Below are 14406 nucleotides of genomic sequence, written 5' to 3' on the forward strand. Positions count from 1 at the left end.
GGGGGTCCTTCGCCTGCGCGCGGAGTGTCCCTGATTCCCTACAGGAACACCATGACGGAAAAGCCTCCCAGCGCCAGCGCCATGATCCGGGCAAAGATCCGCCACGCGCGCGGGGTGGTCAGCAGCCATGTCAGCAAGCTGCCGGCGCTGGCCCAGAACAGGCAGCACAGCAGGTTCAGCCCGCTGAAGGCGCTGCCCAGCCGCATCGCCTCGGCCACGGGGCCAAGCCCGCCGGGATAGGCCGAGCTCGCCGCCAGCGCCACCGCCCAGACCTTGGGGTTGATCCATTGAAACAGCACCGCCTCGACAAAGCTCATCGGGCGCTCGCGGCCATCGCCCTGTTTGCGGTGGGAATTCCACAGCCCCCAGGCCATCCACAGCATCCACGCACTTGCGGCGAGTTTCAGTATCAGCGCCAGTGTCGGCACCTGCGCCAGCAGCGCCGCGATGCCAAGCCCGGTCAACCCCGCCGTGATGCCCACGCCGAGCACCACACCGAACAGATGCGGCAAGGTGCGTTTCAGCCCGAACCGCGCGCCAGACGCGGTCAGCAGCACCACGTTCGGCCCCGGCGAGAACAGGCCGAGGAACACGAAACCGTAAAGCGGGTCGATCATCCTATCAGCTCGTCTTTCGTCAGCGCGAAGCCCGAGGCGATCCAGCGCGTTTCCATGTCTTTGAGCGCCGCGCCAAGCGCCGCGCCTTGCAGGCCCGGCATCAGGTCGCGCGGTTTCACGGGAAACACCGCCGCGACCCCTTTTGCAATCGCGACCTCAGTCTCGGGGTCCAGCGTCTGGCCAAGGCTGGCCGCGCGGATCAGCGCAATATCGCGGGCGATGGTTTCGCCATGACGCCAGGCGATCTCGGCAAGGCTACCGCTGGCCTCGCGGTATAGCGTCAGGCGTTTTTTCTGATGCTTCGACAGCCGCAGCCCCTCGCCGTCCGCGCCAAGCACCGCAAGACGTCGCAGCGGGTCCGGCGTCAGCCCCGCCTCCAGATGTACCAGCGGGGCCAGCGCATCCGGCACTGCCCCCGGCAGCACCCGCGCCAACACGCCAAGCTGCGACATTGTCGCAACGGCGGGGGCGGGATCGGGCGCGGCCAGCAGCTTGAGCAGCTCTTGCCCCACTCGTTCGGCGGAGAGGCTTTCCAGACCGTCAAGCCCATCGGCAATCCCTGCCAGCGCAACAGGGTCCATGCCCTGCGCCGGATCGGCATACCAAGCGCAAAACCGGAAGAACCGCAGGATGCGCAGGTAATCTTCGGCGATGCGCGCGCTGGCGTCCCCGATGAACCGCACGCGCCGCGCCTGCAGGTCCGGCAGCCCGCCAACCGGGTCGAACACCTGCCCGCGCGCATCGGCATAAAGCGCGTTCATGGTGAAATCGCGCCGCTGCGCGTCTTCGGCCATGCAACTGGAAAAGCGCACGACCGCATGCCGCCCATTGGTTTCCACGTCGGTGCGAAAGGTGGTGACCTCGTGCCCGATGCCATCCGCGACGACGGTAACGGTGCCATGGTCGATGCCGGTCGGCACCGGCTTCAGCCCTGCCGCCTGCGCCAGCGCGACAACCCGCTGGGGCGACGCATCGGTCGCGATATCCACATCAGCGACGGCAACCCCCATCAGCGCATTACGCACGCAGCCGCCTACGGCATAGGCCACGTGGCCGCCCGACTCGAGCATCCCCAACACCGCCTGAGTCGGCGCGGCGGTCAGCCACTCGCCATCGACCTTCACGGGTCAATGCGCCCGGCCAGCGCCCTCAGCATCCGCGCCGTCGCGCCCCAGATGTAATAGGGACCATAGGGCGCGGTGTAGTAAAGCCGACGCTGACCGCGCCAGCGCCGGCCTTCGATATGGTATCGCGCCGGGTTGGTGACATGGGCAAAGGGCACGCGAAACACCTCGGCCACCTCGCCCGGCTCAGCCACCGGATCAAAGCAAGGCGCCAGCGCCACGACGGGCGTCACCACAAAGCCGGTCACCGTTTCATGCGTCGGCAGAGTCCCAAGAATTTCGACCGTTTCCGGGAAAAGCCCCACCTCTTCGCGCGCTTCACGCAGCGCAGCCGCCACCGGGCCATCATCGACAGGATCGACCTTGCCACCGGGAAAGGCAATCTGGCCGGGATGATGTTTCAGCCGCGACGACCGCTTGGTCAGCAGCAGTTCCAGACCATCTGGGCCGGGCATGAACACCGCAAGCACGCCAGCCGGGCGCAGTTTGCGGCCCTCGGGCAGCAGGGTGCCGGGGTTCAGGTCAAAATCAGACGACGGCTGCCCGTCTTCCAGAAGTGCGCGACGCAGCGCGCGTTCCTGATCCCCGGCGAGGCTCACTTGTTGGCCTCGAACCCCACGCTTGTGGGGTCCATATCGTAATGCGCGCCGCAGAACTGGCAGTCGGCGGTGACGCGACCATCGTCCGTGGTCATCTTCTCGATATCCTTGGCCGAATAGATCGACAGCGACTGGCGCACCTTGTCTTCGGAACAAGTGCAGCCAAACCGCACCGGCTGGGCATCGTAGACGCGGGGCTGTTCCTCGTGGAACAGGCGCACCAAAAGATCGGTCGGCGGCAGGTCGGGGCCGATCAGTTCAAGCTCGTCCACCGTATCGACGTGGAAATTGACGCGGCGCCAGTTTTCCTGCTCGTCGCCCTGCACGAGGTCTTCGGGCTTGAGCAGCCCGCCATCGCCCGATCCGCCACCCTGCGCGAAGGGCGACGCCTTGGGCATGGTCTGGATCATGATGCCGCCAGCGCGCCATTCGCCAGAACCGTCGGCGTTCATCACCTTGCCGAAATTGAGCGCGAAGCGCGTCGGCAATTGTTCGGATTGCGCAAAATAGCTTTCGGCACAGGCGGCAAGCGAGCCGCCCGCCAGCGGGGTGATGCCCTGATAGGGCGTCGTGCCTTCGCCCTGATCCATCAGGATCGCGAAATATCCCTCTTCGAGCTGATCGAAAGCCGTGGCGTCGCTGACCTGATCGCGGTCGAAACTTGCATAGGCGCGGATGCGCGCCGGCTCGCCTTCGGCGCTCGGGGCAAAATAGTCCGTCGCGATCATCCGCAGCGCGCCGCGGGTCTGCACCTGAAGCGACAGCTTCCAGCGCAGCTTGACCGTCTGGCCGATCAGCGCTGTCAGCAGCGTCATTTCGGCGACAAGCGCCTCGATCGGTTCGGGGTAATCGTGCTGGGACAGAACGCCGTTCAGCACGCCATCAAGCCGCGCCACCCGGCCACGGATGTCGGGAAGATCGAGCTGAAAAGGGAGGACTGTGTCATCCCAGGCAAGTTTGGTGCCGATGGTCATGGGGTTTCCTTATCTGCCGCGCGTTGGCATACCGGCACCATATAGGCAGAGCAAGCTCGATACCAAGGGGCCCCTGATGATCCGACGCTACGGAGACGCGCCCGAGCCGGCGCGCCGCTATACCCTGCGCCCCGGCGCCTATGCGATCCTGCCGCGCGATGGCGCGCTGCTGGTGACCCACCAATCAGAGCCATGGCCCGAATTTCAGCTGCCCGGCGGCGGCATCGACCCGGGCGAATCGCCGGTGCAGGCGTTGCACCGTGAAGTCTACGAGGAAACCGGCTGGCACATCGCGCGTGCCCAGCGGCTCGGGGCGTTCCGGCGTTTCACCTACATGCCGGAATACGACCTGTGGGCCGAGAAGCTGTGCATCATCTATGCCGCGCTGCCGGTGCGCCCGCACGGCGCGCCGCTGGAGCTCGGGCATTCGGTGCGATGGATGGCGCCAATGGTCGCCGCAGAGCTGCTGGGGAACCCCGGAGACCGTGATTTCGTGCGCCGTCACGCGGTCTGACCAGCGGGCAAACCGTCGAATTCAAGCAGCGCGGCGGACACGTCGTCTTCAAGGATGATACCGCCGCGCGTGAGCTGGCTGAGCCGCCAATACAGATCGTCAAGGAATTCCGTGCCGAGGGCGCCGGAGCATTGCCTGACAAGATCAACCAGACCGCTCTGGTCAAGCATCTCGCCGTTCTTCAGCGTGGCTTCGGTAATGCCATCGGAATAGATCAGCAGACGGTCGCCCGGCTGCATCTCGATCTCGATCCGGTCGTAGGACACATCGGGCACAAGGCCGATGGGCAAGCCGCCGTTGCCGATGTATTCCACGCTGCCGTTGGCATGGATCAGCAGCGGCGGCGGATGCCCCGCCTGCACCAGCCGGACCCGCCCGGTGCCCATGTCGATGATCGCATAGCCCATCGTCAGATATTCAAGCACCCCCGGATCGGCGGACAGACGATCGTTCAGGCGACGCGCGACCTCTTCGGGCGGGCTGAAGGCGACAAGCTTTTCGAAACGGCGTTCGAGCGCGATGTTCTGGTCGGGAAAATCGCCCCCGAGATAGCCCGCCACCCGCGCCGTCATCAGTGCCGAGGTAATACCGTGACCGGACACGTCGATGCTGTAGACCCCGACCCCAAACTTGTTCGGACTGAAAAAACCGACGAGATCGCCGCCGACATGCCCACAGGGTTTCAGCAACAGACTGACCCGCGCGCCGCCGTAATCATGGTGGCGGCGCGGCACCAGCGCCTGCTGGATGGTCCGGGCCTGCCGCAGATCGCGATCGATGGCATCATAAGCGCCCTGCAACTTGCCCAGCGTGTCGGTCAGCTTGCGCTCCATCTCGAGAATGCGGGCACCGGCGTTGATACGGGCGCGCAGCTCGTTGGAATTGACCGGTTTGGTCAGGAAATCGTCGGCACCGGCATCCAGCCCGGCGGCGACCTCCCCCTTTTCGCTCTTTGAGGTCAGAAGAATGAAATAGCCGTAATTGTCGCGCCGCAGAGCGCGAAACCGACGGCAGAATTCAAGCCCATCCATGCCGGGCATCATCCAGTCCGACAGCACGGCATCGGGCACGACCTGTTCGCAAAGCTCAAGCGCCTCTTCGGCACTTTCCGCCTGCCAGACCTCGAACCCCCAACGTTTCAGCATCGCGCTGAGGATCTTGAGCTGCACAACGCTGTCATCGACCACCAGAATCCGCCGCAGATGCGGTGACGACGGGCTGGGAGTGATGATATCTGCTGTGTTCGGTTGCAAGCGGCGTTCCGGGCATGAAAAGGCAGTTTGGTCAGTCTTAGCGCAGATGTGTTAAGACCCCCTTCAACCGCGCCCAAAAATTTGATCGGCTTCGCTCAGACTATCTTTACTTCCTGCGGCTAGCCTGCCCGCAGGAGGTGCGCCATGATCGACTGGACCCGCGTTGCCGAGCTTCGCGATGAAATCGGGGCCGAGGATTTCGACGAGATCGTCGAGGCCTTCCTCATGGAGGTAGAGGCAACGCTTGAAGAGCTGCCAGAGACAGCCGGAAACGCCTCGAAAATCGAAGAAAAACTTCACTACCTCAAGGGCAGCGCGCTGAATCTGGGGTTTTCCGCGTTGTCAGCCCTGTGCCAGACAGCGGAAAGCGCCGCCAACGCGGGCGACGCCAATGTCGATCTGCCCGCTGTCGCGGCGCTATACCAATCGTCCCGCGACCATTTCCTGCGCGAACTGCCAAAGCGCTGCGCCGCTTAGATCAGGAACTGCGCCAGCGTCTCGTCTTCGGTGATGTCGCGCAGCGCATAGCCATGCGCGTCCAGCTGCGCCTGAAGCTTGGCGAAATTCTCGGGCGCGGTGGTCTCGATGCCGATCAGAACCGAGCCGAAGTTGCGGGCGGATTTCTTGAGATACTCGAACCGGGCAATATCGTCATCCGGCCCCAGAAACCCAAGGAAATCCTTCAAGGCGCCGGGTCGCTGCGGCAGCCGCAGGATGAAATACTTTTTCACACCGGAATAGCGCTGCGCCCGCTCCTTCACCTCGGGCAGACGCTCGAAATCGAAATTCCCGCCAGAGGTCACGCAAACCACTGTCTTGCCGCGGATCGACTGCCCAAGATCCTTGAGTGCATCAACCGACAGCGCCCCCGCCGGTTCCAGCACGATTCCCTCGACGTTCAACATCTCGAGCATGGTGGTGCAAAGGCGATCCTCGGAAATCGCCAGCGTGTTCGCCAGCCCGACATCCTTGAGACATTCGAAGGTCCGCATCCCGATCTGCCCGACCGCAGCGCCATCGGCAAAGGTATTCACCTGCGTCAGCGGCACCGGCCGCCCCGCCTTCAGCGCCGCGCGCAGACAGGCGCCGCCAGATGGCTCAACAAAGGTATACTGCACATCGTTGCCGAAATACCCCAGCATCCCCGACCCAAGGCCGCCACCACCGACGGGAATCACCACGTGATCCGGCAAGCGACCCAACTGGGATTCAATCTCGGCCGCCACGCTGGCCTGACCTTCGATCACATCGTCATCATCGAAGGGCGACAGGAAATGCCCGCCCTTTCCGGCACAATATTGCTGCGCCGCCGCCAGCGTATCGTCGAAATAATCGCCGGTCATCACGATCTCGACCATTTCGCCGCCAAAGATCCGGGTCTTCTGGATCTTTTGATCCGGCGTGGTCACCGGCATGAAGATCACGCCTTTTTTCTTGAATATCCGGCACATGAAGGCCACGCCCTGCGCGTGGTTCCCTGCCGAGGCCGCAACGAAAAGTTCGGCCTCCGGGCGTTTCGACATGGCGTTGAACGCGCCGCGCAGCTTGTAGCTGCGCACCGGGCTCAGATCCTCACGCTTGAGCCAGATGTCCGCGCCATAAAGCTGCGACAGGTGGGCATTGCGCAAAAGTGGTGTCTCGGGGAAAACCTCGCGCATCCGCTCGGCGGCGGCGCGGGCCCGGTCTTGAAAGCTGTCCATGCCCTGACCTTGCGCAATCCGATGCGCTTGGCAAGCCGCTTACAGTCGACGGCCCTCGATGAAGACGCCGTAAAGCGTCGTCAGCAGCGACACACCAAACATCGTGACGAACCAGTCGATGACAAGCCCGTAGATCAAACTGATCGGCCCGGTGGTGTTTCCATCGATCATGCCGGGGATTTCGATCAACAGCTTGGCCCCGATGACGATCAGCGCCAATTGCAGCAGCGCGGTGGAATCGCCAGAGGTCGCATCCCAGCTTTCCCGCATCTTCATGCGCTTGCCCATGGCCGATGCAGGCAGCACGAGTCCCACACGAAAGAAGATATAGCTGCCAAGCCCGACAAGACCGAACGTCATCAGGCCGATCAGCGCGGGCGATGAGCCGATACCAAGGACAAGCCCGGCAATGACAGATCCCAGAGCGATCAGCATGAAGCCGATCAGCAAGGAGCGCCCGAAATACGACAGCATCTCTGATCCGTGCCAGCGCGGCACGAAGCCTGCCGGTTCTTCTCCGGTCAACACAAAGCGATGCCAGCCGACCGCGATCCAGAGGCTTGCAACCACCGCGAAGATCGACAGCAGCAACAGCTCCACGGTTCCGGCCGTCGGCTGTTGCAGCGAATCATCCGGTGTGACGAAAAGAAACACCGTGAACGCCATCTGTACCAGATACAGCAATGCCGACAGCCGCAGCGCGACGCCAAGGTTGTCCAGCACCATCCGTACCGAGTGAAGGAAGAGTTTCCAGCCCATCGCGCCCGCCTCATCTGTCGACTTTCCCGGCAGGGCTATCACAGGAAAAGGGGTGGTCAACGACCGATCCTTGCTCCTTACGTCAAAAGGCCATAAACCGCGCGGCAGATTCAGCGTAAGGAACAACCTATCATGTCGGCGCCCAAGAAAGTCGTCCTGGCCTATTCCGGAGGCCTCGACACCTCGATCATCCTAAAATGGCTGCAAACCGAATACGGTTGCGAGGTGGTAACCTTTACCGCCGATCTCGGTCAGGGCGAAGAGCTCGAACCGGCGCGCGCCAAAGCCGAGATGATGGGGGCCACCGAGATCCACATCGAAGACCTGCGCGAGGAATTCGTGCGCGACTTCGTCTTCCCGATGTTCCGCGCCAACGCTCTTTACGAAGGGCTTTACCTGCTGGGCACCTCGATCGCGCGCCCGCTGATCTCCAAGCGTCTCGTCGAGATCGCCGAAGCCTGCGGCGCCGATGCGGTGGCGCATGGTGCGACCGGAAAGGGCAACGACCAGGTGCGGTTCGAACTGGCCGCCTATGCGCTGAACCCGGATATCAAGGTGATCGCGCCGTGGCGGTTGTGGGATCTGTCTTCTCGCACAAAACTAATTGATTTTGCTGAGAAAAATCAGATTCCGATCGCCAAGAACAAGCGCGGCGAAGCGCCGTTCTCGGTCGATGCGAACCTGCTTCACACCTCCTCTGAAGGCCGGGTTCTGGAAGATCCCGCCGAGGAAGCGCCCGAATACGTCCTTCAGCGCGTTGTGCCCGTCGAGCAGGCCCCGAACGAGCCCGAGCTGATCGAGATCTCGTTTGAAAAAGGTGATGCGGTCGCGATCAACGGCGAGGCGATGTCGCCCGCGACGATCCTGACCAAGCTGAACGAGCTGGGCGGCAAGCATGGCATCGGCGTTCTCGACCTTGTCGAGAACCGCTTCGTCGGCATGAAATCCCGTGGCATCTACGAGACCCCGGGCGGCACGATCCTGCTTGAGGCACATCGGGGCATCGAGCAGATCACGCTGGACAGCGGCGCAGGTCACCTCAAAGATTCGATCATGCCGCGCTACGCGGAACTGATCTACAACGGCTTCTGGTTCTCGCCCGAACGCGAAATGCTTCAGGCGCTGATCGACAAGTCGCAAGAGCATGTGACCGGCACCGTCCGTCTGAAACTCTACAAGGGCTCGGCGCGCACCATTGCTCGCTGGTCCGAACAGTCGCTCTACTCAGAGGCGCATGTGACCTTCGAAGATGACGCTGGTGCCTACAACCAGGAAGACGCCAAGGGGTTCATCCAGCTCAACGCACTGCGCCTGAAACTTCTGGCCGCGCGGAACCGCCGTCTGAAGGGCTGAGCCTTTCACAAGCGCCGTACTGTTTCCCCCGCCGGACGCGCCTCCGGCGGGGATATTTTTGGCCAGAAGAGGCCGCGAGCGTTCTTCCCTGCTTCTTCTGGCTCTAAATATCCCGGGGTCCGGGGCAGCGCCCCGGCCTGGTGAAAGGTTGAAAATGGCGGCACTCAACGACTTTCTCGCGGCGCAAGACGCCCATTGGACACAGATTACCAGCGAACTCCGTCAGGGACACAAGACAAGCCATTGGATCTGGTACGTTTTTCCTCAGCTCGAATGTCTTGGCCGGTCTCAGACCGCGCGGCATTACGGTATCGCCAATCTGGCAGAGGCCGAGGCCTACCTGTCGCACCCAATTCTTCGCGCACGGCTTGCAGAAGCGTCCTTGCTGCTCTTGCATCAACCCGAAACGGATCCTGTGAGGATTCTCGGCTCTATCGACGCGTTGAAGCTGCGATCCAGCATGACACTTTTTTTCAGCGGTCAAAGACGCGCCTGCAGAGTTCTTGACCGGTTCTACCAAGGCAAGCGCTGCCAAAAAACCCTGAGCGCTCTCGGCCTAAGCTAACTGTGCGCGCATTTTCTCGTAATGTGGCATGGCTTGCGCAACAAGCGCGCGCCCCGCGGCATCAAGCTCGGGCAGCGGGCCTTCGGGCCCGGCAAAGCCGGTAGACCTGTGCACGGCCCCATACCAGTGCGACGCCCAGATGCCATCTGACCGGTGGCCTCCAAGCGGCCAATGTAGCATCCTTGGATCAAATTCCAGCTCAATGCGCTTGCACAGGTCATGCAGCTGCCTTTCGGGATCGTTGCGGATATCGGCGCTGTCGATGACATGCGGGTGAAGACCAAGCGACAGCACGTGATCATAAAGCTCGGCCTGCGCTTCAAAGCCGATGTCGGCGGCGGTCGGATCCTCGTAGCCCTTGGAAAAGCTCGCCACCACCCGCGCGGGGTGGCGCAGCAAGAACACATGCACACAGGATGTCATGAAATCGCGCGGCATTCCCGGAATCATGTGCTGACACATGTGCTTGTGGTACGCGTGCTGCTTGCCTTGCGGCAGCGGGCCGCGCAAAGCCGCTGACACTTCGCGCGCGGTTTCGAACCGGTCTTCCATGATCTGTTGTGCCATCGGATGCGGCAGGCGGGTGCGGCGCAGATACGGGCCGTAGAATGGCTCGTCCACGACATGAAAATCAGGTCGACTGCCGAAAGCATACATCAATGCCGTCGACAGGTTCCGCGGGCCGGACCACATGGCAATTCTCATCGCCAGAGCCTCATGAAAAATCCCTCATGGTGCCACCATCGCCTTGTAAAGCTGCCGAATCCTTTCCGTGACCGGGCCCATTTCGCCCGTTCCGATCGTTCGACCGTCGATTTCGGCGACCGGCGTCTGTGCCCCAAAGGTTCCCGTCAGGAAGGCCTCGTCGGCGCCGTAAGTGTCGACGAGGCTGAAATTGCGCTCATACACCGGGATTCCATGCGCCTTGCAAAGCGCGATCACCTTGCCACGCGTGATGCCATTCATGCAGTAATCGCCCGTCGAGGTCCAAACCGCGCCCTTGCGCACGATGAAGAAGTTGCAGGCATTCGTCGTATTCACGAACCCATGCACATCCAGCATCAGCGCTTCATCCGCGCCTGCCTTTTCGGCGGCGATGCAGGCAAGGATGCAGTTCAGCTTGGAATGCGAATTCAGCTTGGGGTCCTGCGTCATCGGCAGACCGCGCAGGTGCGGCACCGTCGCCAGCCGGATCGGGCGCGGGATGGACGGCTTCGAATGTTCCATCAGGATCACAATGGTCGGCCCTGACACCGACAGCGAGGGATGCTGAAAGGGCCGCATCTTGACCCCGCGCGTCACCATCAGCCGGCAATGCGCATCGGTAACCATGCCGTTGGCGTCCTGCGTGGCACGGATCGCAGAGATCAGCGCGGCGCGATCCATCCCGATATCAAGATCGATCGCCAGAGCCGCCTCGAACAGGCGATCGAGATGCTCCTCCAGAAACGACCAGCGGCCATTGTACAGCCGCAGCCCTTCCCAGATCCCATCGCCCAGCATAAACCCGGAATCATAGACCGAGACCATCGCCTCGGCCTTTGGTTTCAGCGTGCCATTGACCCAGATCAGGATCTCGTCGTTGCGCGGATCATCCTGCGCCTGATGTGTGGTGACCTTGTCCATGCCGCGACGCTAGGCCGGATTTCTGCGGGGCGAAAGGGGTTACAGGCCCGCGTCCTGCACGTCTTTCAAATCCGGGATCACATCCGCCGTGCCATTCCGCGTGACCATCAGCGCCGAGGCCCGCGCCGCCAGCCCGATTGCCTGCCGCAAGGGCATCCCCCGATCCAGCCCCGCCACCAAATAGCCGGTAAAGGTATCCCCGGCGCCGGTGGTATCGACCGCCACGACTTTAGGCGCATCGAACCGCTCGGGCTGCCAGCCGCCGCGCTGCTGGTGCACCCTGCCGCCCTTTGCGCCCTCGGTGACCACCACCGTGGCCACGCCCATCCCGGCAAAATCCAACCCCAGCACTTGCTGCAACTGCTCCAGTTCCAACGCGTTCAGCACCAGAAGATCGACATGGGGCAGCACCGCGCGCGTCGCCTCTGGCTCGAACGGGGCGGGCGCATAGGCCACCTTCAGCCCCATGCGCCGCGCCAGTTGCGCCGCTTCGGGCTGAAGCAGCGTTTCATTCTGCATCAGCAGCCAGTCGCCGGTGCCCGCCTCGGACAGCGCCCGCGCCAGAAGGTCATAAGGGATCTCATGATTGGCGCCGTGGTGCAGGATGATGGAATTTTCACCGGCCGCGTCGATCATGATGACCGCATGGCCCGTCACCCCGTCGACCGTCGCGATGAACCGGGTGTCGACGCCGTATTCCATCATCCGCTCGATCGCCCAGGCCCCATCCGCGCCGACCGCGCCCAGATGCACCACCCGCGCCGCGCAGCGTGCCGCCGCCACCGACATGTTGGCGCCCTTGCCGCCAAGCCCGACCATCCGCGACGTTGCCGCGATGGTCTCGCCCGGCGCCGGAAGATGCGGCACCGCGTAGGCCAGATCCGCATTGATGGACCCAAGGTTCCAGATCGTCATCTAAGCCCTTCCTATTCCTGACCGTCCCGCCGACAGCGCCAGCGGGACGGGCGTGCCTCAGCCGACCTTGCAGGCCGCCAGAACCGCCATATTGAGGATGTCATTCGCCGTCATGTTGGTCGAACAGATCTGGATCGAGGCATCCACCCCGGCCAGAATCGGCCCGATCACCGTCGCCCCGGCCATCTCCTGCATCAGCTTGACCGAGATCGACGCCGAGTGCCGCGCCGGCACCACAAGGATGTTCGCCGGGCCGGTCAGGCGCTGGAACGGATAGGCCTCTTGCGCCTTGGTGTTCAGCGCCACGTCGACGGTCATGTCACCTTCGTATTCGAAATCGACGCCGCGCTCATCAAGGATCTGTGGCGCAAGATGCATCTTGGTCGCCCGTTCCGACACCGGATAGCCAAAGGTCGAGAACGACACGAAAGCCACCCGCGGCTCCAGCCCCAGATGCCGCGCCACGCCTGCCGCGCGCTCGGCGATGGTCGCCAGATCCCGCTCGTCGGGCCATTCATGCACCAGCGTATCGGAAATCAGCACGATCCGCCCCTTGAGCAGCAGCGCCGTGACCCCGACCGCACCATGCGGCGCGTCGGCATCGAACACCGTGTTGATCCGCTCCATCACATGCGCCGATTTGCGGGTCGCACCGGTGACGAGGCCGTCAGCATGCCCATGCGCCAGCATCAGCGCGCCGAACACGTGCCGATCGCGCGCCGCCAGACGGTGAATGTCCTTCTGGTCGCGGCCATGCCGTTGCAGCCGCTTATAGAGGAAATCCTTGTAGGTCTCGAGATGCCGGGTGTTGGCGGCGTTCACCACCTCGATTTCGCGGAAGGCATCGCCCAGCCCGGCCTCTTCGAGCTTGCGTTTCACATCGTCGTCGCGGCCCACCACCAACGCCTTGCCCAGCCCGTTGCGCTGATACATCACGGCGGCGCGCAGCACGCGCACGTCATCGCCTTCGGCAAAGATCATCCGGGCCTGCGCCTGACGCGCCCGGTTGTTGATGCTGCGCAGCATCGGAGCGGTGGAATCCATCCGCCCGCGCAGGGTTTCCTCGTAGGCCTCCATGTCGATGATCGGTCGGCGCGCCGCGCCCGTGTCCATCCCTGCCTTTGCTACGGCGGGCGGAACGCGGTGAATCAGGCGCGGATCGAACGGCGTCGGGATGATGTAATCGCGACCAAAGCTGAGCTGCTTGCCATAGGCAAGTCCGACCTCATCTGGCACATCCTCGCGGGCGATGGCGGCGAGCGCCTCGGCGCAGGCGATCTTCATCGCGTCATTGATCGCCCGCGCGTGAATATCAAGCGCACCGCGGAACAGGTAGGGAAAGCCCAGAACGTTGTTCACCTGATTGGGATAATCGCTGCGGCCGGTGGCGACGATGGCGTCGGGGCGCACCTCATGGGCCTCTTCGGGCGTGATCTCGGGGTCGGGATTGGCCATGGCGAAAATCACCGGGTTCTCGGCCATGCCCGCCACCATATCCTGCGTCACCGCCCCCTTGGCGGAGACACCAAGGAACACGTCGGCGCCCTTCATCGCCTCTTCGAGGCTGCGCGCGTCGGTCACGGCGGCATGGGCCGATTTCCACTGGTTCATGCCCTCGGTGCGGCCCTGATAGATCACGCCCTTGGTGTCGCACATGATGCAGTTGTCGTGCTTTGCACCCATCGCCTTGATCAGTTCAAGGCAGGCGATCCCCGCCGCCCCCGCGCCGTTCAGCACGATCTTCACATCCTCGATCTTCTTGCCCGAGATGTGCAGCGCGTTGATCAGACCGGCGGCACAGATCACCGCCGTGCCGTGCTGGTCGTCGTGAAACACCGGAATGTCGCAGATCTCTTTCAGACGTTGCTCGATGATGAAACACTCGGGCGCCTTGATGTCTTCGAGATTGATGCCGCCAAAGGTCGGCGCCATCAGCTGCACCGCCTTGATGAATTCATCGGGATCTTCGGTATCAAGCTCGATGTCGATGCTGTTCACATCGGCAAAGCGCTTGAACAGCACCGACTTGCCTTCCATCACCGGCTTCGATCCCAGCGCGCCAAGATTGCCCAGACCCAGAACCGCCGTCCCGTTCGAGATCACCGCAACAAGGTTGCCCTTGTTGGTATAATCATAGGCCAGCTCGGGGTTCGCCGCGATCTCTTCGCAGGGAACCGCAACGCCGGGCGAATAGGCCAGGCTCAGGTCGCGCTGCGTGGTCATCGGCACGGTGGCCTGAATTTCCCACTTGCCCGGAACGGGTTCGAGATGGAAGGCCAGCGCCTCTTCCCGGGTGTACTTCATCTTGGCCATTGCGCGTGTCTCTCCTCAAGTGGGCGTCGTCTTTGTTAGCGCAGCGCCGGGCGCGGCTCAACTACGTGGTTTTCGCCTTTCACCATTCCGGACG

15 protein-coding genes are annotated in these 14406 nt (G+C 62.9%); 4 read left to right on the top strand and 11 right to left on the bottom strand.

The genetic code is table 11. The features are described from left to right. Positions 1 to 38: 38 nt before the first annotated feature. From KO516_RS07395 to KO516_RS07410, 4 genes are read right to left on the bottom strand one after another with little or no spacing between them, the layout of a single operon-like run. A complete protein-coding gene (locus KO516_RS07395) occupies positions 39 to 617 on the bottom strand; it encodes a LysE family translocator (protein WP_216003144.1) in 579 nt (192 codons plus the stop codon). Then, entirely contained in the window at positions 614 to 1741 is a 1128-nt protein-coding gene (locus KO516_RS07400) for a CCA tRNA nucleotidyltransferase (protein ID WP_371742040.1), read from the bottom strand. Before KO516_RS07400 ends, KO516_RS07395 begins: the two co-directional genes overlap by 4 nt. After that, complete coding sequence (locus KO516_RS07405; protein WP_216003145.1) at positions 1738 to 2340, bottom strand: CoA pyrophosphatase; 603 nt, start codon at positions 2338 to 2340, stop codon at positions 1738 to 1740. Before KO516_RS07405 ends, KO516_RS07400 begins: the two co-directional genes overlap by 4 nt. After that, on the bottom strand, positions 2337 to 3314 hold the full coding sequence (locus KO516_RS07410; protein ID WP_216003146.1) for an Hsp33 family molecular chaperone HslO: 978 nt from the start codon (positions 3312 to 3314) through the stop codon (positions 2337 to 2339). The genes KO516_RS07405 and KO516_RS07410 overlap by 4 nt, the downstream gene beginning before the upstream one ends. 76 nt (positions 3315 to 3390) lie before the next feature. Between KO516_RS07410 and KO516_RS07415 the strand changes: the two genes are divergently transcribed. Then, positions 3391 to 3828 carry an NUDIX domain-containing protein gene (locus tag KO516_RS07415; RefSeq protein WP_216003147.1) on the top strand — a complete coding sequence of 146 codons (438 nt, stop codon included), beginning with the start codon at positions 3391 to 3393 and terminating at the stop codon, positions 3826 to 3828. On the opposite strand, the gene KO516_RS07420 is transcribed toward KO516_RS07415, so the two are convergent. Further along, positions 3816 to 5081, bottom strand: coding sequence for a PP2C family protein-serine/threonine phosphatase (locus KO516_RS07420; protein ID WP_216003148.1), 1266 nt, complete (start codon positions 5079 to 5081; stop codon positions 3816 to 3818). The two genes, KO516_RS07415 and KO516_RS07420, sit on opposite strands and share 13 nt — an antisense overlap. A gap of 144 nt (positions 5082 to 5225) precedes the next feature. Between KO516_RS07420 and KO516_RS07425 the strand changes: the two genes are divergently transcribed. Next, positions 5226 to 5558: an Hpt domain-containing protein gene (locus KO516_RS07425; protein ID WP_216003149.1), complete on the top strand. Its 333-nt coding sequence runs from the start codon at positions 5226 to 5228 to the stop codon at positions 5556 to 5558. On the opposite strand, the gene ilvA is transcribed toward KO516_RS07425, so the two are convergent. Next, positions 5555 to 6781 carry a threonine ammonia-lyase IlvA gene (gene ilvA / locus KO516_RS07430; RefSeq protein ID WP_216003150.1) on the bottom strand — a complete coding sequence of 409 codons (1227 nt, stop codon included), beginning with the start codon at positions 6779 to 6781 and terminating at the stop codon, positions 5555 to 5557. The two genes, KO516_RS07425 and ilvA, sit on opposite strands and share 4 nt — an antisense overlap. A 39-nt stretch (positions 6782 to 6820) precedes the next feature. Continuing rightward, positions 6821 to 7540: a hypothetical protein gene (locus KO516_RS07435; protein WP_216003151.1), complete on the bottom strand. Its 720-nt coding sequence runs from the start codon at positions 7538 to 7540 to the stop codon at positions 6821 to 6823. A gap of 132 nt (positions 7541 to 7672) precedes the next feature. Here KO516_RS07435 and KO516_RS07440 point away from each other — a divergent pair, with 132 nt between their 5' ends. Together KO516_RS07440 and KO516_RS07445 are read left to right on the top strand one after the other, a co-directional pair. Continuing rightward, positions 7673 to 8893 carry an argininosuccinate synthase gene (locus tag KO516_RS07440; RefSeq protein WP_216003152.1) on the top strand — a complete coding sequence of 407 codons (1221 nt, stop codon included), beginning with the start codon at positions 7673 to 7675 and terminating at the stop codon, positions 8891 to 8893. Between the two features lie 154 nt (positions 8894 to 9047). Then, positions 9048 to 9458, top strand: a complete 411-nt coding sequence (locus KO516_RS07445) for a DUF1810 domain-containing protein (protein WP_216003153.1) — start codon at positions 9048 to 9050, stop codon at positions 9456 to 9458. Here KO516_RS07445 and KO516_RS07450 read toward each other — a convergent pair. Genes KO516_RS07450 through KO516_RS07465 form a run of 4 tightly spaced genes read right to left on the bottom strand, consistent with a single transcriptional unit; the run spans position 9450 to position 14312 of the window. Continuing rightward, positions 9450 to 10163, bottom strand: coding sequence for an HAD family hydrolase (locus tag KO516_RS07450; RefSeq protein WP_216003154.1), 714 nt, complete (start codon positions 10161 to 10163; stop codon positions 9450 to 9452). The two genes, KO516_RS07445 and KO516_RS07450, sit on opposite strands and share 9 nt — an antisense overlap. Before the next feature lie 24 nt (positions 10164 to 10187). After that, positions 10188 to 11084, bottom strand: coding sequence for a D-amino acid aminotransferase (locus KO516_RS07455; protein WP_216003155.1), 897 nt, complete (start codon positions 11082 to 11084; stop codon positions 10188 to 10190). Between the two features lie 39 nt (positions 11085 to 11123). Beyond that, positions 11124 to 11999: a ribokinase gene (locus tag KO516_RS07460; RefSeq protein ID WP_216003156.1), complete on the bottom strand. Its 876-nt coding sequence runs from the start codon at positions 11997 to 11999 to the stop codon at positions 11124 to 11126. 57 nt (positions 12000 to 12056) lie between these two features. Further along, complete coding sequence (locus KO516_RS07465; protein WP_216003157.1) at positions 12057 to 14312, bottom strand: NADP-dependent malic enzyme; 2256 nt, start codon at positions 14310 to 14312, stop codon at positions 12057 to 12059. Between the last annotated feature and the right edge of the window lie 94 nt (positions 14313 to 14406).

This window comes from Citreicella sp. C3M06 (assembly GCF_018860705.1).
In the GTDB taxonomy this organism is placed as follows: domain Bacteria; phylum Pseudomonadota; class Alphaproteobacteria; order Rhodobacterales; family Rhodobacteraceae; genus Salipiger.

Coding starts and splice junctions, on each gene's coding strand:
- KO516_RS07410 (WP_216003146.1), bottom strand. CDS start 3,314: ATGACCATCGGCACCAAACTTGCCTGGGATGACACAGTCCTCCCTTTT.
- KO516_RS07455 (WP_216003155.1), bottom strand. CDS start 11,084: ATGGACAAGGTCACCACACATCAGGCGCAGGATGATCCGCGCAACGAC.
- KO516_RS07395 (WP_216003144.1), bottom strand. CDS start 617: ATGATCGACCCGCTTTACGGTTTCGTGTTCCTCGGCCTGTTCTCGCCG.
- KO516_RS07415 (WP_216003147.1), top strand. CDS start 3,391: ATGATCCGACGCTACGGAGACGCGCCCGAGCCGGCGCGCCGCTATACC.
- KO516_RS07460 (WP_216003156.1), bottom strand. CDS start 11,999: ATGACGATCTGGAACCTTGGGTCCATCAATGCGGATCTGGCCTACGCG.
- KO516_RS07440 (WP_216003152.1), top strand. CDS start 7,673: ATGTCGGCGCCCAAGAAAGTCGTCCTGGCCTATTCCGGAGGCCTCGAC.
- KO516_RS07450 (WP_216003154.1), bottom strand. CDS start 10,163: ATGAGAATTGCCATGTGGTCCGGCCCGCGGAACCTGTCGACGGCATTG.
- KO516_RS07435 (WP_216003151.1), bottom strand. CDS start 7,540: ATGGGCTGGAAACTCTTCCTTCACTCGGTACGGATGGTGCTGGACAAC.
- KO516_RS07465 (WP_216003157.1), bottom strand. CDS start 14,312: ATGGCCAAGATGAAGTACACCCGGGAAGAGGCGCTGGCCTTCCATCTC.
- KO516_RS07445 (WP_216003153.1), top strand. CDS start 9,048: ATGGCGGCACTCAACGACTTTCTCGCGGCGCAAGACGCCCATTGGACA.
- ilvA (WP_216003150.1), bottom strand. CDS start 6,781: ATGGACAGCTTTCAAGACCGGGCCCGCGCCGCCGCCGAGCGGATGCGC.
- KO516_RS07425 (WP_216003149.1), top strand. CDS start 5,226: ATGATCGACTGGACCCGCGTTGCCGAGCTTCGCGATGAAATCGGGGCC.